16 protein-coding genes and 1 tRNA gene are annotated in these 22,785 nt (G+C 47.5%); 5 read left to right on the plus strand and 12 right to left on the minus strand.

Going from position 1 to position 22,785, the window contains the following annotated elements; genetic code table 11:
* The first annotated feature begins 160 nt into the window (after positions 1-160).
* Together QHH26_09980 and QHH26_09985 are read left to right on the plus strand one after the other, a co-directional pair.
* Positions 161-1,861, plus strand: coding sequence for a glutamine--tRNA ligase/YqeY domain fusion protein (locus tag QHH26_09980; GenBank protein ID MDH7482284.1), 1,701 nt, complete (start codon positions 161-163; stop codon positions 1,859-1,861).
* A 35-nt stretch (positions 1,862-1,896) separates the two neighbouring features.
* Positions 1,897-1,971 (plus strand) — tRNA-Gln (locus QHH26_09985).
* Positions 1,972-2,119: 148 nt separating this feature from the next.
* Here the strand turns inward: QHH26_09985 and QHH26_09990 are convergent.
* Positions 2,120-2,956, minus strand: a complete 837-nt coding sequence (locus QHH26_09990) for a phosphatidate cytidylyltransferase (protein ID MDH7482285.1) — start codon at positions 2,954-2,956, stop codon at positions 2,120-2,122.
* A gap of 339 nt (positions 2,957-3,295) precedes the next feature.
* On the opposite strand from QHH26_09990, the gene QHH26_09995 reads away from it, so the two are divergent.
* Positions 3,296-6,316, plus strand: a complete 3,021-nt coding sequence (locus QHH26_09995; GenBank protein ID MDH7482286.1) for a GerMN domain-containing protein — start codon at positions 3,296-3,298, stop codon at positions 6,314-6,316.
* A gap of 113 nt (positions 6,317-6,429) precedes the next feature.
* Here the strand turns inward: QHH26_09995 and QHH26_10000 are convergent, their stop codons facing one another.
* The 5 genes from QHH26_10000 to QHH26_10020 all read right to left on the minus strand — a co-directional run bounded on the left by QHH26_10000 (position 6,430) and on the right by QHH26_10020 (position 13,236).
* The gene (locus QHH26_10000; GenBank protein ID MDH7482287.1) at positions 6,430-7,308 is read right to left on the minus strand and encodes a diacylglycerol kinase family lipid kinase; all 879 of its coding nucleotides are present in this window, start codon (positions 7,306-7,308) and stop codon (positions 6,430-6,432) included.
* 145 nt (positions 7,309-7,453) lie between these two features.
* The gene (gene glmS / locus QHH26_10005; GenBank protein MDH7482288.1) at positions 7,454-9,274 is read right to left on the minus strand and encodes a glutamine--fructose-6-phosphate transaminase (isomerizing); all 1,821 of its coding nucleotides are present in this window, start codon (positions 9,272-9,274) and stop codon (positions 7,454-7,456) included.
* A 222-nt stretch (positions 9,275-9,496) separates the two neighbouring features.
* Entirely contained in the window at positions 9,497-11,152 is a 1,656-nt protein-coding gene (locus QHH26_10010) for a diphosphate--fructose-6-phosphate 1-phosphotransferase (protein ID MDH7482289.1), read from the minus strand.
* 414 nt (positions 11,153-11,566) lie between these two features.
* Positions 11,567-12,247, minus strand: a complete 681-nt coding sequence (locus QHH26_10015; GenBank protein MDH7482290.1) for a hypothetical protein — start codon at positions 12,245-12,247, stop codon at positions 11,567-11,569.
* Positions 12,248-12,324: 77 nt separating this feature from the next.
* On the minus strand, positions 12,325-13,236 hold the full coding sequence (locus tag QHH26_10020; GenBank protein MDH7482291.1) for a hypothetical protein: 912 nt from the start codon (positions 13,234-13,236) through the stop codon (positions 12,325-12,327).
* Positions 13,237-13,634: 398 nt separating this feature from the next.
* On the opposite strand from QHH26_10020, the gene QHH26_10025 reads away from it, so the two are divergent.
* Positions 13,635-13,910 (plus strand): acylphosphatase, encoded by a 276-nt coding sequence (locus QHH26_10025; GenBank protein ID MDH7482292.1) that lies wholly within the window; start codon positions 13,635-13,637, stop codon positions 13,908-13,910.
* A 73-nt stretch (positions 13,911-13,983) separates the two neighbouring features.
* Here the strand turns inward: QHH26_10025 and QHH26_10030 are convergent, their stop codons facing one another.
* The 6 genes from QHH26_10030 to QHH26_10055 form a co-directional block, all read right to left on the minus strand.
* Positions 13,984-15,006 carry a MucB/RseB C-terminal domain-containing protein gene (locus tag QHH26_10030; GenBank protein ID MDH7482293.1) on the minus strand — a complete coding sequence of 341 codons (1,023 nt, stop codon included), beginning with the start codon at positions 15,004-15,006 and terminating at the stop codon, positions 13,984-13,986.
* Positions 14,996-15,511, minus strand: coding sequence for a zf-HC2 domain-containing protein (locus QHH26_10035; protein ID MDH7482294.1), 516 nt, complete (start codon positions 15,509-15,511; stop codon positions 14,996-14,998). The genes QHH26_10030 and QHH26_10035 overlap by 11 nt, the downstream gene beginning before the upstream one ends.
* A 2-nt stretch (positions 15,512-15,513) precedes the next feature.
* Positions 15,514-16,095, minus strand: a complete 582-nt coding sequence (locus QHH26_10040; GenBank protein ID MDH7482295.1) for a sigma-70 family RNA polymerase sigma factor — start codon at positions 16,093-16,095, stop codon at positions 15,514-15,516.
* 85 nt (positions 16,096-16,180) lie between these two features.
* The gene (locus QHH26_10045; protein ID MDH7482296.1) at positions 16,181-16,510 is read right to left on the minus strand and encodes a hypothetical protein; all 330 of its coding nucleotides are present in this window, start codon (positions 16,508-16,510) and stop codon (positions 16,181-16,183) included.
* Between the two features lie 9 nt (positions 16,511-16,519).
* Positions 16,520-17,452 (minus strand): 1-phosphofructokinase, encoded by a 933-nt coding sequence (gene pfkB / locus QHH26_10050; GenBank protein ID MDH7482297.1) that lies wholly within the window; start codon positions 17,450-17,452, stop codon positions 16,520-16,522.
* 182 nt (positions 17,453-17,634) lie between these two features.
* Positions 17,635-19,296 carry a hypothetical protein gene (locus tag QHH26_10055; GenBank protein MDH7482298.1) on the minus strand — a complete coding sequence of 554 codons (1,662 nt, stop codon included), beginning with the start codon at positions 19,294-19,296 and terminating at the stop codon, positions 17,635-17,637.
* A 165-nt stretch (positions 19,297-19,461) separates the two neighbouring features.
* On the opposite strand from QHH26_10055, the gene QHH26_10060 reads away from it, so the two are divergent.
* Positions 19,462-22,785: hypothetical protein (locus QHH26_10060; protein ID MDH7482299.1), on the plus strand; the 3,324-nt coding region annotated here is incomplete at its 3' end.

The raw sequence follows: 22,785 nt of genomic DNA on the forward strand, positions 1-22,785 counted from the left end.
TGGTAGATTCGCTTATCCCGCTCTCAATCCTTCTAGCCGTAATTAGTTTGCAAGCTAGGTGGCAAAATTAAGGATGAAACTTTCCAGGTTCTGGCAATTTTCTGCCCAGAATGCTATTATAAGAAGCGATCAGGTTTGAAAAGAGGGAGATTGCCTGGGAATGAAGGAAAAAAAAGAAATATCTAGCGACAGTCCGACCGACTTTATCCGGGAGGCTATAATAGAGGACCTTCGTAGCGGGCGGTTTGACCACGTTCATACTCGATTTCCTCCTGAGCCGAATGCCTATTTGCATATCGGCCATGCTAAGGCTGTATGGATTAACTATGGCATTGCGCAAGAGTTTGGGGGGCTTTTTAACCTCAGGTTCGATGATACCAATCCAGCAACAGAAGAGAAAGAATTTGTGGATGCCATTATAGAGGATGTTCGTTGGCTGGGCGTGGATTGGGGCGATCGCTTGTTTTTTGCTTCGGACTACTTTGAGCAGATGTATGAATGGGCAATTGAACTTATAAAAAAAGGCAAGGCATATGTTTGCGATCTTTCTGCAGAGGAGCTTAGCAGAACGCGAGGTACTCCAACAGAGCCTGGTATCGAGAGCCCCTACCGTAATCGCAGTGTTGAAGAGAACCTCGACCTCTTCAAGCGCATGCGGGCGGGTGAATTCCCTGATGGTGCGCGCACGTTGCGGGCGAAGATTGACATGTCTTCGCCAAACATGAACTTGCGCGACCCAGTTATGTATCGGATTATGCACAAAACCCACCACCGCCAGGGAAATAAATGGTGCATTTATCCCATGTATGACTGGGCTCATGGCCTCGAAGACTCAATCGAGGGAATTACCCATTCCCTATGCTCACTGGAATACGAAAATCATCGCCCGCTTTATGATTGGTTCCTTGACCAATTGGGGATTTATCATCCGCGGCAAATCGAATTTGCGCGCCTTAATCTCTCTTATACCGTTATGAGCAAGCGGCGGTTTATTGAGCTTGTAAACGGCGGCTATGTAAATGGATATGATGACCCTCGGCTGCCAACGCTGGCCGGGCTTCGAAGACGTGGCTATACACCCGAAGCAATTCGGGAGTTCTGCAGGAGGATTGGGGTTGCCAAAACCGAGAGCGTAGTTGATATTGCCGTTTTGGAGGATTGCATTCGAGATGATCTTAATAAACGCGCAGAGCGGCGGATGGCGGTAATGAATCCGCTCAAGGTTGTTTTGGTTAATTATCCTGAGAATCAGGTTGAGGAGCTAGATGTTATCAACAACCCAGAAGACCCTAGCTCTGGAACTCGCAAAGTACCGTTCTCGCGCGAACTTTATATCGAGCGCGATGACTTCCGCGAAGAGCCGCCACCAAAATTCTTCCGATTAGCGCCTGGACGTGAGGTAAGGCTTCGAAACGCTTATTTCATCAAGTGTGAAAAGGTTGTCAAAGATAAAAATGGCGAAGTAAAGGAGTTGCACTGCACGTATGACCCAGCTACTCGCGGCGGAGATGCTCCCGACGGCCGCAAGGTGAAAGCAACGCTGCATTGGGTTTCTGCTCGGCATGCTGTCCAAGCTGAGGCAAGGCTCTATGACCACTTGTTCCTAAAGCCTGATCCAGATGATGTGGAGCCTGGGCAAAGTTATTTATCAAACCTTAATCCAAATTCGCTTGTAGTGACCGATTGCTTTGTTGAACCTAGCGTTGTTGGTTCGGAACCCGGTACGAAATACCAATTTGAGCGCATAGGATACTTTTGCGTAGACAAGGATTCTACTCCGGAGAGGTTGGTTTTCAATCGCACGGTTACACTTCGCGATACGTGGGCGAAAATCGAAAAGTCGCTAAAGACAGGGAGTTGACATCTGACCTGATGCATGATATCATGTAGGTGCGCTGCCGGATAGCTCAATGGTAGAGCGCGTGGCTCTGGACCACGATGTTCCAGGTTCGAGTCCTGGTCCGGCAGCCATTTTTATTATCCTCTCAAATTCAATTCATAAGCCGGTTAAAGATCTCAAAGTAGTTCTTAATTTGGCGCGGTGGGAAATTCTAAGCTGTTAATAAGCCAATTTGATTGTTTATTAATTTCTCAAAGGCTTGGATGATTTACGTCGGTGCTAAAATTTCATAACAAGCGTGATGTAGTAATAGAAGAACGGAGCCGCAAAGAAAAGGCCATCAAAGCGGTCAAGAATTCCCCCATGGCCCGGTAGGATGCTGCCGAAGTCTTTGAGTCCAAGTTCGCGCTTCAAGGACGATTCTACCAAGTCGCCAACCAAGCTTACGAGTGCGATGCTAACGCCAAGTACCAAAATGTGGACCCAAGGCATTGAGACGAGTAGCCCCATAACCACGCACATAGCGACAGACCATGTGATGCCAGCAAATGCACCCTCCCAGCTTTTCCCGGGGCTTAGAACTGGTGTCATTTTATGATAACCCCATTTTCGACCTATCAAGTATGCTCCAGTATCCGCCGCCCATGCTGCAAAAACAACAAATAGTACAAGCCATGCTCCCCATGGAACCTCGAAGCCAGTGATTTTCATTTGGGTTTTTCCTGGGATGCTTTGGAGAGCCACTAGATAGGAGAACAGCCAGCCGACATAGATTACTCCCAGGTATGTCACACCAAGATTCCGAATCGGGGCCCGGTCGCGTTTTAAGAGCTCAATGGACAAGCTGGAAATTATAAAGAAGGTCAAAACGCCTGGTATTAAAATCACAGGTGGATTGAACCTCTCTCGTGCGGCAAAAAGGAAAAGTATTACACACCCAACGCCAAGCCATTCCTGGGGTTCGGCGCCGGTCCTGCGCACACCTCGGTAGAACTCGTTCAAGCCTAGCAGCGAAAGCAATCCAATAGCTAAGATGAAGGGTGTTCCATTCCATACAAGAAGCGAGAGAATCATCAGCGGGATGCCAATAATCCCGCTGACAAAACGCATAATCATGTTCTTGCCTCGGTGCGCGTTCAAATAGAATTCGGTTGGCATTATAGCACGCTTATGAAATAGGAGCAAGCAACAGTGTGGCTAAAACAGTTTATTTGGTATTATCAAGTTTGACGTGAGTTGGGAAGACTTCCATCGAGGGTAGGAATCAAGTCTTTCTTGCGGTAGTTTATTTAGTTGACAAACACTTAATAATAAATTAAAATGGCTTTGGTATCGCCCGGCACTCACAAATGATCGTTCCGCGCTAGCTAGCCACTACTTGCTAGCATTTCTCCCGGAGGCCACCAACGATCTTCATGCTGCCGTGCGGAATTTTATCTCTCGGGAGGGATGCCAATGAAAGGCATGCGTTTTCCATTCCACCTTATTTTGCCCCTGACCCTTTTTCTAAGCTTGCTCTTAGGAGGAGCGTGCCAATCAGGCACGGTGTATTTCTTGAGCCAGGACGGTTCAATGGTCGGCATCAATGACCCTGCAATAGCGGATCCAATCTCCGCTCTAAGCGCACTTGCCGCAGGGCCTGAGATGGTATACGGTGCTGGCGGGCTAGGTTCAGCGATCCCAAGGGGTACGAAAATCAAAGGCATGAATATTGAGGGGGACACGGTAATCGTGGACTTCTCCGAAGAAGTGCTAGCGGGGCTTGACGAAGCCAGATTAGAGGCAATCTTCAAGCAAACCAAGGCAACAGTGGAGCAGTTCATCCCTAGAAAGAGCATAAGGCTCACAGTCAATGGAGAACTTATGTCGAACTTCCTGCCGCCTGCGCCCGAAATCGAGCCTGCTGGAACGACTGAGCCTACTGGCGAAGTCGGCATTCAATCGCTTAGCGGACGGAGCATAACGCTTTCACCAGGCCACGGTATATACTGGAATGGCAGTGGTTGGTATACAGCCCGTCCCGTCTACTGTGCGCCACTTGACCAGGAGGACTTCCATAACCTTACTTACTCAATATATCTGAAGTCTTACCTCGAAGCCGACGGCATGCTTGTCAAGATGGTTCGTTGTACAGACAAGAACTACGGTACTTGTCCGCTTTCCAATCAGGATTGGTGGAAAATGGGTGCTTCCTACTGGCTTCAGCATGTAGGATATCCGTGTAGTGTATATGCTAGCTATACTGGCGACTGCACGCTGGGAACCGGCGCCAGCGAGTCGAGCGACGATATACGTGCGAGGCCACTTGCCTCAGACTATGACAACACGAACATTTACATTTCCCTCCACACGAATGGCTATCAAGGTGACTGCTATGGCACAACATGCCCGACAGGCACGATTACCTACTATGATTGCTCCGCCGAGCATGCCGCTTGGTGCAATGTCAGCCAAAATCTTGCTAATGCGGTTCACGATAGTCTAATATCCACAATCCGCAATGAAATCGGTGACTCGGGATGGGTAGACCGAGGAAAGGCTGACTCGAACGGAGCATATGGCGAAATCCGAATCCCAGATAGGGCGGCGATTCTCATTGAGTTAGCCTTCCATGACACTTGCGACCTCGATGCTATTAGGCTGAGGGATTCGTTCTGGACTTCAGGCGCTATGTGGGGAATCTACAAAGGCATCTGTCAGTATTTCGGAACAACTCCTACCTGGGGTTTCTATTCGTCGGAATATGTGAGCGACACTATACCCTCCCAAATGGCGCCCGGAGAAGTCAGACAAGTCAGTATTACGCTCCGCAATAGGGGAGTAGTTTGGTCGGAGGCAAAGGCATTTAGGCTTGGTGCAGTTGATGATTCCGACCCATTTACAACCCAAACCCGCCATACTATAACAGGTGAGGTGAACCCGGGCGATACATACACCTGGACGTTCACTTTGACGGCACCGACTACACCTGGTAACTACATCACCGATTGGCGGATGGTTCGCGATGGCGTAACATGGTTTGGCGCAACTGTTCAAAAGTCAATCCAAGTGGGTGGTGAACCAGACACCCAGCCGCCAAGCGTCCCGCAGAACCTTGCCGCTGTGCCAGTTTTGCCCACTCAGGTAAATCTTACGTGGAGCGCCTCGACCGACAATGTAGGCGTTGTTGGCTACAAAATCTATAGGAATAACTCCCAAATCGGTGTGAGCACAACCACTAGTTACTCCGACACAACATGCTCATCGAATACAACCTATACCTATGAAGTAACGGCTTATGACGGTGCCCTGAACGAGTCTGGGAGAAGCGCTCCGGCAGTCGTGACTACTCCCGCGACTACCGATTTCATTATTGACAATCCTGACGCTACGTTCACTGGGACATGGTCTACTGGCACAATGTCTGTGGATAAATATGGGTCGGATTACCGTTATATAGGCACGCAGACAACCGAGACAGGCACAGCTACTTGGAGGCCAAACATTCAGTTGGCTGGTTACTATGATGTCTACTGCTGGTATCCGCAGGGAAGCAACCGTACCACAAAGGCACCGTATACTGTGTATTGGAACGGCGGCTCCCAGCTGGTTGAGGTTAATCAACAGACGAACGGCGGCCGCTGGAACATTTTGGTCAGCTCCAAACCGTTTGCTACTGGAACTGGCGGCTACCTGAGACTTGGCAATGCTACAGGCGAGAGCAGTCTGGTGGTCATGGCTGACGCGGCGAGGTTCTTGAAAGTCGGTGATATAGATTCCCAGCCACCGAGTGTGCCGACAGACCTGACTGCCACGGTGGTGTCCAAGACCCGTGTTGATCTCTCGTGGACTGCTTCCACGGACAATGTAGGAGTTGCTGGCTATAAAATCTACCGAAATGGTGCTCAGATTGGTATCGCAGCTGCGACTAGCTATTCAGACACCACTTGCTCGCCGAATACCAGCTATACCTATACTGTTAGCGCTTATGATGCGGCGGGCAACGAATCGGCTCAAAGCGCCCCAGCCTATGCAACTACACCTGGCGTCCAGACCAAGAACTATGCGCCCACATCAATCACGCTTACAAAAGGCAGTGTGGCCTCGGGTTCTGTAAGCAACTTAGCCTCAAATGATTCCTCATATCTGGTGATTAACTCTGCAAAGCAGGGTCAAAACCAGATTATTGATTGGTACAGCAGTGTCTCGATAGCGGAGGCACCCGGTAGCGTAACGAAGCTTAGCATCACATTTGATGGTAAGCTCTCCACCTCTTTGAATCAAAAGCTGTACCTTTACAATTGGTCTACCTCGTCATGGGTGGAGATAGATAGCAGAACGGTAGGCAATAGTGATGTCACCATAACTTGGAGCACAACTTCGCCAGCGAGTTATATCTCGGCTTCAGGTGAGATCAGACTGCGGCAGTATACCACTGTCAAGAGCACTTCTCACTCCAGCTCGACGGACTTCGTCCAGTTTAGCATCGAGTACTAAAGACAACATATAGGCAGGTTAAAGCCCACCTGCCATAAAGGAACACTTCAAGGCAGGGAGAAATCCCTGCCTTATCTTTTAGCAGTGTTAAATAGCATATTTGTCGGAAAATACTAGGGAACAAGGACAGGAAGGGCGTGTGGAGAGATGGAGACTGCTACTGGGGTTTTGCCAAAAGAATCGCCGTCAAGTTGAACCATTGTGTCCGGTTCTGAACGCACAATCACGCTTGTTGTCTTAAAGTAACGGATGTTTTTGTTATAAACATGTTTTTGCATGAATAGTTCAAGAATTTGGCGCAAAAACCCCAATTTGAACGTTACTGGTTGCTCGAAAACAAGGACATCTAGGAGACCATCGTCATGCGACCCATATGGTGCAATTTTTAGCTTGTATGTATAAGTCGGGGAGTTTGCAACCACCACCACGTATGCCAAGCCCGAATAGCGGTTATCTGGCATTTCAAGGGTGAATTTCGTTGCCTTGTACCTTGCAAGGGTTTCGAGACCTTTAAGCACATATGCTGTAGCGCCTATGAGGTCTTTAAGCGGCTGAACGATGTTTGCGACTACTTCTGCATCAAATCCGAAACCTGCCATCAGTACAAAGCATCTGCTGTTTGCGACGCCAATGTCTATGTTCTTGACATGCCCTTGAAGGATAGTTTTAACGGCTTTATTGATTTTTAGTGGAATTCCAAGCTCGCGGGCAAGAACATTGACAGTGCCAAGAGGTAGAATACCCAGAGTAGAGCCTGAACCGGCCATTCCAGTGACAACTTCGTTAATTGTTCCGTCCCCGCCGGCTGCAATTATTAGCTTTGCGCCCTTTTCTGCCGCCTGACGCGCAAAAATCGTCGCATCACCTGGCTTGGCTGTTGACTTGATTTCGCATTCCAAGCCGTGTTCTCGAATGGCTTGCTCTAATCCTCTTCTAAACAGCCTTGAATGGCTTCGGCCTGCGGTTGGATTGTAAATAAGAACGGTGCTCATGATGGTGTAAATAAAGGGAGAGTAGGTGAACTAAGATACTTGGAGAAATACCCCTTTTCTCGCACCCAATCTCCCTTTTAGTGCAACAATCCGCCTCTGATAGTCAGCAAATCGTGCCGACTATCGCTTTGTATGAGCTAATGTTTTATTCTACTGTCACGCTCTTTGCCAGATTCCTAGGCTGGTCAATCTCGCGATTCAATATTTGGGATGTCCAGTATGCAAGCAACTGAAGTGGAATCATAGTTGGCACAGGCATGAATAGGTCGTGTACCTTTGGCACCCAGACCACATAGTCAACAACATGGCTCAGGTCGGGATCACCTTCCTTGAGAAGCGCTAGGATGGTTGCACCCCTAGCTTGCATTTCCTTGATGTTCGAGATTGTTTTCTCGCGGACATGCTCTTGGGTTACCGGGACTATTACCCAAGTGCCTTTTGTAATCAATGCAAGTGGGCCATGTTTCATCTCGCCGGCGGCGTATGCCTCGGCATGAATATAGGAAATTTCTTTAAGTTTGAGCGCACCTTCCAAACCAACTGCGTAGTCCAGGCCGCGACCAAGGAAGTAAGCGTGTTCCTGAGGAGCCAGTGCCTTTGCAATTTCCTTTATCTGGTCTTCGGTCTGCAATGCTCTCTCAGCTACTTCAGGGAGCTTTCGCAGTTCTCTGACGTATTCCTTCTCTTGTTCTAGAGACATTGTGCCTCTTGCGCGGGCAAGGTAGATACCCATCAGGTAGAGGCCGATTATCTGAGTAATGTATGCTTTTGTTGATGCAACGCAGATTTCAGGCCCCGCGCGAGTATAAAGAATACTGTCGCATTCCCTATATAACGAGCTTCCGATTACGTTTACAACTGCCACAGTTGTAGAGCCAAACTTTTTAGCTAGACGAACCGCAGCTAGCGTATCCGCGGTCTCACCAGATTGGCTTATAGCGATTACCAAGCTTTTGTCGTCAAGTATTGGGCCGCGATATCGGAATTCGGATGCCAAATCAACTTCAACTGGCACGCCAAGTACTTTCTCAAAGAAGTATTTTCCCACGCAACCCGCATAGTACGCAGTCCCGCATGCAACAATGTAAATGCGGTTGAACCTCTTAAGTTGTTCGGGTGTGAGTTTTGTTTCTTCAAGACTCACGGTGTCGTCAGCGGTTAGTCTACCTCGCAAGGCTTCTTTGATGACCGCTGGTTGCTCATGTATCTCCTTTATCATGAAGTGTTCGTAGCCGCCTTTTTCCGCGGCGTTGGCGTCCCACGTAATCTGCAATACCTCGCGCTTGACCGGAGCCCCTGAAACAGAAGTAAGTGTGATATTATCCTTCGTTAGGAGGGCTAGGTCGCCGTCTTCTAGTACCATGAATTCGCGGGTATGGCCAAGAAGCGCTGGAATGTCTGAGGCAATGTAGTTTTCGCCTTTCCCTATGCCGACGATTAGCGGACTATCTTTCCGAGCTGCTACCAAGATGTCAGGATGGTCTTTGTGAATGACGCCTATTGCGTATGATCCTTCTATCTCTTTTACAGCCTCTCGAACGGCTTCGAGAAGATCGCCCTTGTAGTGCTTTTCGACTAGGTGGGCGATTGTTTCTGTGTCAGTCTCAGATTTGAAGACATGTCCCTCTTTTGTGAGCTTTTCTCGCAGTTCAAGGTAGTTCTCTACGATGCCGTTGTGGACAACTGCAATGTCGCCTTCGCAGCTTGTATGGGGATGTGAGTTTGGAGTTGATGGTGCACCATGAGTTGCCCACCGAGTGTGGCAGATTCCTAAATTTCCGCTTAAATCGCCAACAATTTGTCGGAGATCTTTGATCTTTCCGACGGTCTTGACGACTTTCAAAGAATGGTCTGCCACAACTGCAATGCCTGCCGAGTCATAACCTCTGTACTCTAGCTTTGAAAGTTGGTCAAGCAAGGATGATACGCAGTTCCTGCTTCCAATAAATCCAACAATTCCACACATACTGACCTCTCTAAAGTATTTAGTTAGTATTTGCCGACCATTGCCGGTATGGAAACGATTACACACTAGGTCCCCAAAGTATGAATCTTCTGTCAAGGGGGACCTAGCATTATCTTACCACAGACGTGCCATAATAGTAAAGTCGCTAGAATAGATGACTTCAACACCGTCATCCAAAGCAGCATAAAATATGACTGCTCCGATTCTTTTAAAGCCCCTTTGTCAACGCCTTTCTAAGGTGAGCGTTATTGTTGGTGCATCGCAAATTTCAGGTGGTCCAAAATACTGAATTGGACCCGGGTAAATATATTCGTCATTAAGCGCCCATTTTTCTCGATTGGCTGCAAACTCCTTGAACGGTGCGCCGTCGAGGTCTACTAACGCTTTTCGGATGACAGGGATACGCTTTCCTTTGCGGACCTCCATATTAAGCATCATTGTGATTGGGACACCACCCGCTACCCATTCATCTGCTGGGCGTGTTAGATTTTTCACCATTACGGTGTATCCACTCAGGCCAGCTCGTATTAATTGTGCCGCTGCGTAGCCAAGCGAATATGCGTAATCTGCATCAAAGTTAGTCGGTGCCGCGCATCGGCCTTCATACCCAAAGAAATGTGATAGCGGACTGAACTTCACGAAGTCTTTGCCATCATGAGCTTGCAGGAAGCGTATTTTGTCGGAAACCAGGTCAATCAGCAACCTTTCGGTTTCAACTTGTGAGAGCGGGACGTTCCCATGGCTGTCTCTTTTGAGAAGAACTTCCTGGATGTCCACCGGTAGTGAATTGTATACTTTCCCGCTATGTTCGCTCAGCAAGCTGCTTAAATACTGTACACGCTCGGAATGGTCTGGCAGGCTCTTGATATATTCCTCGTCTTTGCCGAGAATTGCACTCAACTCATCTATCATTGTCTTTATGTCTGCGATAAACTCTACAAGCCCCTCTGGAACGAGCAGCACACCGTAGTTTTTTCCGGCCTGCGCACGCTTGACAATCACATCGGTGATATAGTCAACTATCTCTTCTAAATTTGTGCCTTTGGCTTGGACCTCTTCGGAAATCAGTGCTATGTTCGGATGTACTTGAAGCGCGCACTCGAGCGTTACGTGGCTTGCCGCACGTCCCATTAAGCGTATGAAATGCCAATATTTAACTGCAGAGGTTGCGTCGCGAGCAATATTGCCGATAAGTTCGGAGTATAACTTTGCGGCAGTATCGAATCCAAAGGAAGCCTCGATATGTTCATTTTTCATATCGCCATCGATTGTTTTTGGCACTCCAATTATCTTAGTCTTAGAACCCTTGGCTTTAAGGTGCTCTGCAAGCACAGCAGCGTTTGTATTCGAATCATCGCCGCCGATGATTACTAGCCCATCAAGGTCGAGATCCTTGAAATTTTTTTCGCATGCTTCCAGTTCTTCAATCTTTTCTATCTTGTCTCTGCCGCTCATAATCATGTCGAAACCGCCAGTATTGCGGTACTTGTCTATTACATCAGCTGTAAGCTCTTTGTATTTACACTTTATAACCCCACCTGGCCCTTTGAGGAAGCCATAAAGCTTGCTTTCAGGGTTTGCTGCCTTTAGTGCATCGAACAAACCTGCGATGACATTATGGCCGCCGGGAGCCTGTCCGCCAGAAAGGACGACTCCAACTTTCATAGGGGCTGTGCTAAGATTTCCGTCGCCTTCAACCAATGTTGCAATCGGCTGGCCATAGGTGTTTGGGAATAATGCCTGTATCTCTACTTTGTCTGTTGCGGGCTCGGAAGGCGGTCCGAGTTCAACCTTGATTCTTCCTTCGCGCAATGCCTTTGGCAACTTGGGTTGGTAGGCTGCTCGCGCTTTCTGCAAAATTGATATTTCAGTTCCCATATCTTTAAACTCCTCCCCGAAGTTTTTCTGCATAGGGGCGCCGCATTTTAGGACACCATTCTGTATTATATAAGATTCGTACACATTTGACAAAGCCTGTGGTTGGCCTGCTTTTGATTAAGATGGAATCGATTTGCTTCAATGGGGGTGTGTTTGCATAGGATTGCAGGGAAAGTAAAAAGAGGTCAGCTAGATTCATGGCTTTTTATGTTTGAGTGGAATTACGAAATTTCACCGAAAGCTAGTCAAATATATTAGTAAACGTGCTCAGCGAATCTGTCAACATAGGAACGTTTAATTCGAACCTAATTGTTGGCGGCACGATTGAAATTATAGATTTTATTTGAAATAAAAAAGCGATTAGCCAAAAGCTAATCGCTTTTTTATGTTTGTTGAGTGTCGAGAATCCTTTAACTAAGATGGTACCTCTAGAATCAAGGCAAGGTTGTCCTTAAGAGATTGTATCCAATATCCGTGCCATGGTAGCAATTCTGTTGAATCAGGCCATTGGTCTGGATAGCTCAGGGTCATTAGTGATTGTGCTGTAGCATCAAACCACCAATGTATTTTGGCTAACCAGGGATCTGCCAAATTGCATGCTTGTTCTACAGTTAGTGTCTGCGTACCGTCTGTTACCTTTACGTTTTCCCAAGGATAATTAAAGTTGTAGGGCGTTCCTATAAGCGTCCAACCGCCTCCGATAGTATCGGTTGGCTTTCCAGGAAGGCTAATCCACATGTCGGTATTGTAGTTTTCGGTCACGGCTTCGTAGGATATGGTCATCCCACCATTTTCACACCATAGCCAGTAACCTTCGGTGATTAGCGCGCCACCAAACGGCTCAGGATCCCAAGGGTCGTAGTAGTAGAAATTTGAGTCCGGCGCGCTATATCTCCAGAGAATACCACTTCCCACCGGAAAGCCTGCGAATACAACCTCAGGATTTGGGTTTTTGGGGATTGCAGGCAAACTAATGAGGTTCCACTTTCTGGCTAATGGTGGGGAGGTAACATTTGTTACCTCTGCTGATGCAATCGTCATTACCAATTGAGTGACTAGTGCAATTAGCACCATTATGAATATAAACCTTTTCATTTTCTCACCTCTTCTGATTATTTCTCAAAAACTTAATTTTGTGCGTTTATATTTCGAAAACCTGCATGTACAGCGATTTACGGCTGTGGCCAAATCTGTATGACGTCAGCTGGTCTTCTAGGTCTGACAATTGGAACTAATTGTGAGTCGATATACCCCACAGAGCTTATTCCAGTAACTTGGATTATGCTATTGTCAGGATAGCTACCGATTTTAGATTTGTCAATCCTTAGTGGGGCATTAGGCTTCGACCCATCGTCGAGAAGCAAATATGTATTTCCGTCGGACTCCATTACGGTCCCTTTCACTGCTCCCCATACTGTTACAAGCAAACCAATGTTATTCAAGCCGTTTTGGCTCACGCCAAGCTGTCCTTCTCCTGTCTCGGGGTTATATTGGAAGTCGCTTCCGCCTACTGCGAGTGCTTGCATCCCAAGTGGCTTCAAAGGAGAAATCGGTGGCGTGTCTGGAGCTAGGAGTGTAACCGTTGAGCCAACAATTGCCCTCTCACCGTTTCTGGTGGCTAAGGTGCCGATTACACTGACTTTATCTCCCTCAGCAACCGAAGGAATTTGCAATTGTCCGTGATAAAACTGGATGCCCGACGAGCGGTCGCCTGCCTCTATGTAAATCTTGTCGTTGAAATCCGCTGAGTAGTTCGTTGTTGCGTACACACCCGCAATAGCTACATAAGCGCCATCACGCTTGAGCTTGACTTCGGAGGGCGAATCTACCTGCTGGGGCTGGGCAATGTCTCCAGACCAAAATCCTATATAATGAATATGAGGATCTGGAGAATAGGCGGGCGTAGCAACTACTCCGACTTCAGCCTGGCCTACCGTGCCGTTCATCTTATATGAACCGGCGGCTTCAGTTGACCCGCCGCCTGAGTTAATTGAGAACCAGTCTATTTTATATTGGGCAATGCTTAGACTGGGGATTAACAAAAAAAGCATGAGAAGCCATAAAACTTTTATTGTGGGTCTCATATCTGCTCCTTTTGGGCGCTCATGATTTAGCCAGCTCTCTATAGTAGTTTATCATATAGTTAGCAAGCTGTCAATAGGTAATTGACTGTTTTTTCATGGCGCCTGCTCATAGGTACTAGCTTCCAATATTGCCCGTCAGAAACCGACATGAGTATCCATTTAAACTAGTCTATCGCTTGCAATAGGTAGAGTCAACTAGCAAATATACCAGTTTCTGCAAGCCAAGTGCCGGTTTTTATGGCCATTAATATTGGAAAAATAATGTCGGGAAGTTTAATACCCAAAGTTCTAAGCGATAAAACCTTTCGATGTGTAACTTCTAATGCAGGAATTCGCTTGCTATAGCCTAAATATGGCCAATGGTTGTTGTTAAGGAGTATTTAACCGGGAGATAAACGATGACCAGGAGGTTCAGGGCAATTATTCGTGGGCGAGTGCAGGGGGTTGGTTTCCGATTTTTCGCTCGCCAAGTTGCAAATGACTTGGGGATTAAAGGTTATGTGCGCAACACACCAGACGGAGCTGTCGAGGTAGTAGCTGAAGGCGAAGATTCCGCTCTCGAGACATTCCTTTCTTTCTTAAGGCAAGGGCCTGGGAGGGCTCACGTCACCGATGTAGAGGTGACGTGGGAGGAACCTACTGGACGGTATGACTACTTTTTTGTGAGGGGTTGAAGCTTGGGCTATTCCAATAGCGTTATAGATTGGTATTGCCCAGACTAGATATTGTAATTTTCCCGTCGAAATTCTATTTTATCGAATCTGCAATTCGTCTGATTTCATCAGCTGGAATTGGGCCTACTAAAGTGAAATTGAGTTCACCAAACTTCCACGCATATGCCCCACGTCCAGCGCGGAGGGGGTCCTTCTGGAGTTGCTTTTGGAACCGAGGGTCTAGCATACGCCTTGGTGCTTGGAATAAAGAGAAAGAACTTACACCATCGGAGTATCTAAGGCCAACTACTTTCCCATGCCGGAAAGGAACGACAGTTGCACCTAGCAACTTAAATCCCTTTGGTAGATATTTTGGCTCGCGAATTTGGAAGTCTACCATGCGTTGGGCTTTTTCTACAGACATAATCTGCATGCGTTCCGGGCCTCGCTCGACACGAACGCCGGGAGGCGGTTTAAAGCGGAATTTTTCAGGAGGAACGCTGGTGAAGTCTATCCTAGTGTAATAGGACGTAGATACTACCGTCCCATCTGGAGCGATGTCTTCCGTCTTTAATTTGACCCATTTCTCGGTATCTACCCAGAACTTGCGAGTAGGGCCCGCGCGTTTCGCACGCGGCTTCACCTCTAGAACGTAAGCATTTCTGCCTGCGATTTTGTCCCTTCCGACCAATTCTACTTGGATTTGGCCGCGTTCAAGTGCGCGGTTAGCTTCTATTGTTCTTAGCTTAAGAAAGTTGAGCCTTGAAGGTTGCGTCTTTGCCGTTTTATTCCTGGGTATGAAGCGAATGAGAACTTTTCCGTCGTCAATCATAGTCTCGCCAGCCAATTGGTTAGGAAAAGTGTACTCAGTCCGCATTCCTTTAAACCCATCTCGGTAAACTTCTTGCTCAGAGGTGAGAAAAGGTCCCTTTGCGAGGGTGGTCACCTGATGCGCCGTAAAGGAAACATTTCCCTCGGACATGAGCATTTTCTTGAGAATTGTTGCGCCATCATTTGCCTCGGCACGTTGACACAGTCCGAGAATTAGGCAGAGGATGGCATATGCAATTGTTGCTTTCACGATTCGCATATCTAAAAAGTCCGTGCTACAATTCATTTACAAGGTCGCTAGCTCGATCTTTTAAGAGCACCGCAGAATCATCCGCAAGTGGATTGGCTGCAGCAAACGAGATGTGTTGTTCTTGACAAACGCTGATAAATGCTTGGTCCGTTGCTTGAGCCACGTTATTATTAATCATCATTAAAATGGACACTCCGAGCATGAGGCAAAATAATATTCCGGCAGTTACGGGCCTCAACGATTGCCGGTGCATACCTATAAATGCTTGGGCAAAATCTCGAGCAAACCTGCGGATTGGGTTCCGATTAGTCTGAACAGATTGCTGGAAGGCTAAACGCGCTTGGAGGCGACTTTCGAACCCCGCCGGCGCTTTAGCTCTGTCAAGCGAACGCACAAGATGAGAAGTTGCTTCGAGCTCAGCGATTAGTTGGGAGCATTCAGCGCATGACAGCAAATGTTCTTTGATGCGCTCTGTTTTTTCCTTGCTGAGCGTGCCGCTCATGTAATCTATGATGTTTTTTCTTAAGTGTCTGCAGTTCATAGTTAACCCTCAATATAAGGTTTGAGCAGCTTTCTTAATTGTGCGCGCGCATTAAAAATGCGCGACTTTACGGTGCCAATTGGGCAAGAGACCGTCTCTGCTATTTCTTCGTAAGACATTCCTTCTATATCGTAAAGAATTATTACGCTCCGAAGTTTATCCGGCAGTTTCGACAGCGCCCGCTGCACCTCCGCCTGAAGTTCTGTGCGGTCATATGTTCGCTCCGGATCATAGGTCATGTCGGGCACATCTAATGGCTTTGCATCTTCGTTGCAGTCACCGCTTTGCATAAGCGGCGTGATTAATTGCTTTTCAATACTCGACCGCCGATATTTGTCTATACAAAGGTTCGTGGCTATTCTGTAGAGCCACGTTCGTATGTTTGACTCACGCCGGAATGACTTCATGGACGCAAACGCTCGAACAAAGACTTCTTGAGCGAGGTCTTCGGCGTCATCGCGATTTGAAACCATGCGCCATATATAGTTGTAAATCCCGTCTTTATAGCGCGCGACAATCTCGTCGAAGGCTTCGCAATCGTCGTTCTGATGGGTCGACGCTAAGACGGTGTCTGCATTCAGCAAACAGACCACCTTACCCTCAGCGCGATCTTCACGTCATAAAAATAGACGTACTGACGGCTGATTTGTTCAATTTAAGGGGTATAGACTACTCCTCGTATTCAGCAAAAAGTGAGCGAAATGTTTCGGCTTGTTGTAGCTCAATGGCTGAGAAGGAAAGGTCGAAAGCAAGTAGCCATAACAAGATAAGAGCCTCATCGCGTGGTAGATCTAGTACTCGCGCGAAGAAATCCTTAATTATCTCCTCATAGGACGATGCGCTCTCTTGAAGTACAACAGGCCCCTTCATCTTTGGGCCGAGAACATTTAGCTGCATTCTATCCAGAAAGTCGCGAACGTTGCTGGGTGTTGCATGTTCCAGCTTCTTGCCAAATTCTTTGGATAATAGACGCTTGAACTCATGTATGTCCACTGCCAACCTACCGTCCTATCGCAGACGTTCGATGAGCACACCATCCAGGAGCGAAAGTACCTGGTGGCGTTTGCATATCTCGGTTCCATCTGTCATTGCAGTTGCAGCGCCAGCAGCTGTGCCCCATCGCAGAGCTTCGTCTAGAGGCCCGCCCTGGGAAAGAATGTGTGCAATTCCTGCAACCATTGAGTCACCCGAGCCGATCGTGCTTACTGGTTTAACTTTTGGTGGGACAGCGCTCCAAATGCCCTCGGCTGAACCTGCTACTGCTCCCGCGGATCCCATTGAAATCACCACGATTTCAATTCCTTTCTCAGCAAACTGAGCGATTGCAGGGAGCGCGTCCTTAAAGTCTTTGATGTCAATGCCTAGCAGGCGCTTTACCTCGTCTCGATTTGGTTTTATCATGAAGGGCTGCGCCTCCAGGCCTAGCAGCATTGGGCGGCCGTCACTGTCAAGAATTGCCTTTGTTCCAAATTTACTGATGCCAGCGACAAGTGTACGGTAAATGTCTTCCGGCACGCTTGCTGCCAGGCTTCCGCCAAAAATCATCATACAAGACTTAGAAGCATATTCGTACACCTTGGTGACAAGCTGTTCGATTTCATCTTTGGTGACATTTGGCCCTGGCTCATTCAGCATAGTGGGTGGAGCACCAGAAAATTCTTGTATGCATATGTTTGTGCGCGTCTCAGCGGCGGTTCGCACGAAGTCCGTCTTAACGCCTTCTGTTGCAAGGACGTGCTCAATGTAGCTCCCAGTTTTACCTCCCACAAAGCCGAGGGCGACTGTTGGACTACCTAGTTCGTTTAGCACCCTTGATGCATTGATTCCCTTTCCACCTGCATCAACCTCGATTTTGCGGATTCGGTTTGCATCATGAGGGAGCAGCTGGTCAAGATAAACTGTCTTATCCAATGCTGGATTAAGAGTTATGCTCGCAATCACGGAGATAAGTATACCACAGAATGGTCAAAAAGGCATAATATCAAGTTATTAGCAATTGGCGCAAAAATTTATAGGTGAAAAGGCGGCTCATGCGAATAAAGATGGTGGCAGCCAATATCGCAGAAGATTGCGGAAACAAAATCCCCTGCGTTTTGCTATAGCTTAACCTGGCTAGGAAAGTTTCACTTCGGGATTTCCTTGATTGAATTTTCCACTTCGCTTAATAGTACTTCTGCACGCCCCGCTACCGTTCGATCGCCGAGAGAAAACAGATGTTCAAGTTCAAGGAACCGAGATGTAGCGCCATCTAAGGGCCACTTCATTTTGTCTTCCCAGCGGTCAGGATGCTTTTCTCTAAACCTTCTTAGCGCTTGGTCGAGATCCCAAAGGCGCTGATATACTTTATCAAGTACCTTTCGAGCGGTAGAGAAGTCGGCATTGCCTTTTTTCGCATCTTCTAGAGCCATGCGGGCTTGGAGCACAAGCGATAAACCCTTTTTGGGATCATTTATCAACACGGCTTTTTTTGCTCTTTCAAGTAGTATATTTACCTTCTCGAGTTTAACATTCCATTTCTCAGCTAACTCGCGTTCAAGCACAACCAGCTTCCTCTCAGCAAAGTAAAGGTTTGTGCGAATCTTTTCAGCAATACGCAAATAATTCTTATCGTTTGCAAGGAGAAGGATGCGCCCATCGCCTGGATTAAGGTGTAGGTCTAGGGTTTGTCTGCCGGCAGAAGATATATTTGTTTCTACGAGAGAAATCAAATCGAATAACCGCCCGCTTGACGCCTTAAGATGCACGCGAACAGGGGATTCGGTGCTGGTATTGTAGACAACAATAAACGCATGTCCGGCCGGTGATTTTAAGACAGAGCATATGGCGCTTGGCCAATCCTTGGGACGGCGCGAGTCGGTATTCGGCTCAGGAATCATTTCCACCAGCCTACTCTCGCGGTCAATTCTCGTGTCAAGCAATTCTGGTCCGATTGCTCGAAGAATTCGCCCAAGCTTGCCGATGTCTTCCCACTGCGGCGTCACGGGGTAGTTGTAGTGGGTAACAAGATGGTCATAAATGAAGTAGAGTATGCCCTTTACACCCTCGCCGATAGCCATATATGTCATCATCCGGTTCTCAGCTACCGTTGGAAGGCGCCTTCCCTCGCCTTGGAATGCTTGGATTACAAACCAGTTTGGTTTTGTTGTAGCATCTATGTACCTCCTGACAAAATCTCGCACAGACCATGGGTCGGGGTTTTCGACATAAACCGGATAATAGTCGGAGGCTTGAATAACATCATAGTTTTCAAATCCTTTTGGCCCGCCGCAAGTTACGGCTATCACTGGATGGTTTGGATCAGCTTCTTCGAATGCCTTTTTCCATTTGAGCCATTTGTCCATGTTCTCGGGATATGGCTCATCCCAAGGCGACCATACGAGGAGTCCCTTTTCATCCTTAAATTGGTTAATTCGCCGCTGGGCATATGCTTCCGCCTCGGATTCGTTTGGTAGGCCATTTTCGCTTGCCCAGGTGAATATGCCAACATGTTCCCCTTCAGCGAGCATTTGCTTTAGGATAGGTACAGGAATCATGGAAGTGTTTTCGATAGCGACAAGGTTGATATAGTGGCGCGCCATATCGAGGAGGTCACGCCGATAAGGTTCAATCATTGGCCGCCCCATGTGCGTGGGCGAGTCAGGTTTGTCCCATTCCCCTATCCTTTCGGCCGCGACATACATACCAAATGGGAAAAAGTTCCGAAGTTGCGGATAATCGGTGTATGATTTTTCGGCAAACAGCGGCGATATGATGAATAAGAAAAAGGGAACTATAAGATATCTCATCGTTAGAAAACCCTCCTAATGGATTTACGGATAGGATATTTGTATTACTGAGGCTTGCTCACCTTTTCGAGAAATGGAATAAAATATCCTTCATGGCTAAGTCGTTCAACAATTCTGCGAATATTGTTCGGAGGAAGCCCCATCTCTTTTGAATAATACGTCTGTATGATGAGAGTTGTTTTAATTGCAATCGGAATCTTCCTTTCCAAATTTGCGTTGGCTTGCCAGCCGCCAGAGTATTCGCAGAAGCCAGCAAGGTTAATCTCGGTTGCCGTTCAAGTGCCAAAGCTAGCGGTGCTTGGCTCGACCGTTAGGGCTGTGTTTAATTTCAAGGTTTCAGAACCGCTGCCAAAAGATGCGAAAGTTTTTCTATATTTTAGCCAAAATGAGAAAACTTATATTTCTTATGTGGGTCCTGCGCGCAGATTGCATTTCATATCCGTTCCTAAAGACATACCCTCGGGCGATTACTCAATCGAAGCTGGTGTATTTGGTGAGCGAGTGATATGGCAAGGGCAAATCCGCATTACTGGAACGCCATTAAAGGTTTTAAGAAAAATTATTACCCGTGGAACGTTCATTGATAAGGAGGGCGTTCCACATCGCTGGCACATAAATGATGCACATACGCTAATCTGGGATGGCGTGCCTTGGCTTCCGGTAGGCGGAATGTTTATCTATGACCGTGATTGGAATCTTGTTAAAGCTCAACTTGATTTGCTCGAGAAATACGGGGTTAAAGACATATATCTCCACCTTGGCGTAAACCAACCGTATCTTTGGAAGGATTACAGCGACGACGACTATGCATACTTCCAGAAAACGATTGATTATCTCGATGATCACGGTTTTCGCTATGGGATTGAGTTCCAGGCGCTAGAGTCTAAAGGCTACGGGTACCAATATCCAGGAGGTGGACCAGTTGTTGAAGTTTCTGACAGCGGGAGGGTTTGTTCCGAAGATAGAGATGTGAAAAGTGCATTATTTATGGTCGAGGACGTAGCGACTGGCGACATGGTGCACTATGGTGAGGCGTCGGTGAGGGAGAATAAGTTTATGGAAGCCGATGTTAAGGTGCCCACGCCTGGAAGATATCGAGTCCACTTCCTGCCGAACAAGATTGACCATGGCTTCATTATGTACTATTGGGGCGGGACGTATGAAAGATACCGTGATAAGGTTCTCGCTCATTACAGCAAAGTGAAACTAGGAAAAGGCTTTCGTTTTATCGTTGATCCTTTCTGGAATGAAATGAACACCCGCCATGGGATAATCCCTGACACAGACGATTATCGCGAGGGCTTTGAGAAATGGTTGAGTCGGCGGTATGGGACTATTGAGAAGCTGAACGCCGCATGGAGGCCAAAAGAAGGTGCATTCCCCGATTTCGCTTCTGCTGCAAGCGTTGTCTCCATGAGACGTATTTCGCACCCTTCGGGAGTCCTTTGGGACTGGGTTTACGATCGTAAGAATGGCAAGCTCTATGCGCTTGATACGTCAAAGAGTCAGTTCAACTATGACGTACGCGAATATCACGGCAGGGCGCTTCTTGAGTTTTGCAATCGTATTGCAGACGACATCGCTCAATTCGCCGATGTCCCTGTTATTTACAAGTGCTTCTCCGATGTTGACTGGTGGCATATAAATGACACTGGCTCTGCTGGCGGACATGATGGCTTGGGGATGGAATCATACGGCACGGGAGAGCCAATGCTACTTTTTATGGGCATTCATGCGTACGGTGAGCTTGAACAAGCGACGAAAACCACTTGGTTGGTAGTCACCGAAACCGGAGAGGGCAACCACCAAGATGCTTCACCATCGCGCAATAAGGGGATTGGCTATACAAGCCGCCTTGGAACAATGTATGCTAACTTTAATGCTCTTTTATCTGGCGGTGCGAAAGGTATATTTCAATACTATATGATTGGCGGGCGTGGGGTAAGCGAACCATGGAGCGATGCAATCTCGCGCGATCCAAGACAGCTCGAGTGGTTGGCGACTTTTGGTCGTATCCTGGTAAACTCCGAGCAAATAGTAGAATACAAACCACCAATTTATCTAAGACTTCCTGCGCACTTCAATCAGCATAGCATGGAGATATATTCCGAACCGAATGCTGACTTTTCAAATTATGGCGGTTGGTGGTGGCGTGAGCCAGTTGGCCGCTCGCAGAACAATATTTGGATTGTGCCGGAAGTGAATATGAAAGCCAATGTGCCGATGCATATTATTAACCTTGAAAAACCGCCGGCTAGCGAGCGATTTGCAGAGGAAGTTACTCAAGCAATCTTAGATGACAAGCGAGTGACGATAATTGGCTTTCGGCATGATATTGGGACAATTCCTGTAGTAGATAAATACTATACCCCTGAGTTCTCGATAGATAGAGACGGTCGAAAATTCCAAGTGCTCAAGCCTACACCGACAAGCAAGATAATTGGGGCAAATGAGAAAGGTGAGGTATGGAATCTCATTGATGGCAAGGTTCAGATTAACAGCAAAGAGGTATTTCCTCTCCATGGCTATCAGCCCCAGGACTTAGTGGTTGGTTCTGAGAAGGCAATTGACCCGTATTTTGGGATGTTTGACCTTCTGGGGGTAAAGTTGTTCGATGGCGGATTTTCATACCGGGATGGCGGAGAATGGATTACAGTCTTGGACATAGCAAGCACTTCTCATAGCTTTAATTATTTTCCTGGGACAGTGGGCGGCACATCTGCTAGGCCCATTGAGTATGTCATTCTCACAAAACCCGGTGGGAAATTAGATGCCAGGTATCCCGATGGCACGCCAGCAGGCGAAGTTGAGGGCGGTAAGTTGTTGATTAGACTCACACCCCAAGACACGACTTTAGTCAGAGCAAACCTACCCTGGGCGCCAGAGGGAATTATGGTTGATTCCCTTCATTCGAGAGATAGCGTGATTATCCGGTCGAGTTTTGAATTGCAAGCTTCGGATTTTAAGCCTCGAAAACAAGGTACTCAACAAGCGAAATCAGATGCAATCATCGTCGAGGGCGAGATGCCCATCGCTCATAATTGGAATTACAGTCGCATGGGCGGGATGACAAAACTCTCTAGAGCCGCTTGCCTTGTTCTTGAGACGGCCGTGCCGCCGCCAGCGGGTACCGGTTGGTATGCAAGTTGGAAGTTCAAAGTAGAGAAGGCAGGCGATTACGAATTTTGGATACACGAAAATTTACTTTCAATCTCATCTCCGTGCGAATGGAGAATTGATGATGGTCCGTGGAGGCGGGTGCCGACTACTTTGGTTCCGAGGGACATTACTGTTGTAACATTTTACAATGCTTTAGAGGATACCCGGCAAATATTTGCTTGGTATCATTATGGTAATGTTAGGCTGACAAAAGGTGAGCATGCGCTCATTATCAGGGTTACCGAGCCAAGGGGCAAGAATATGCTCGTTACAATGGCGAATGACCGTCCTTATGCAAAAATGGTAGATTGTATGGTATTCAAGCTGTCA

The organism is Armatimonadota bacterium, from assembly GCA_029907255.1.
Classification (GTDB): domain Bacteria; phylum Armatimonadota; class UBA5829; order DTJY01; family DTJY01; genus JAIMAU01.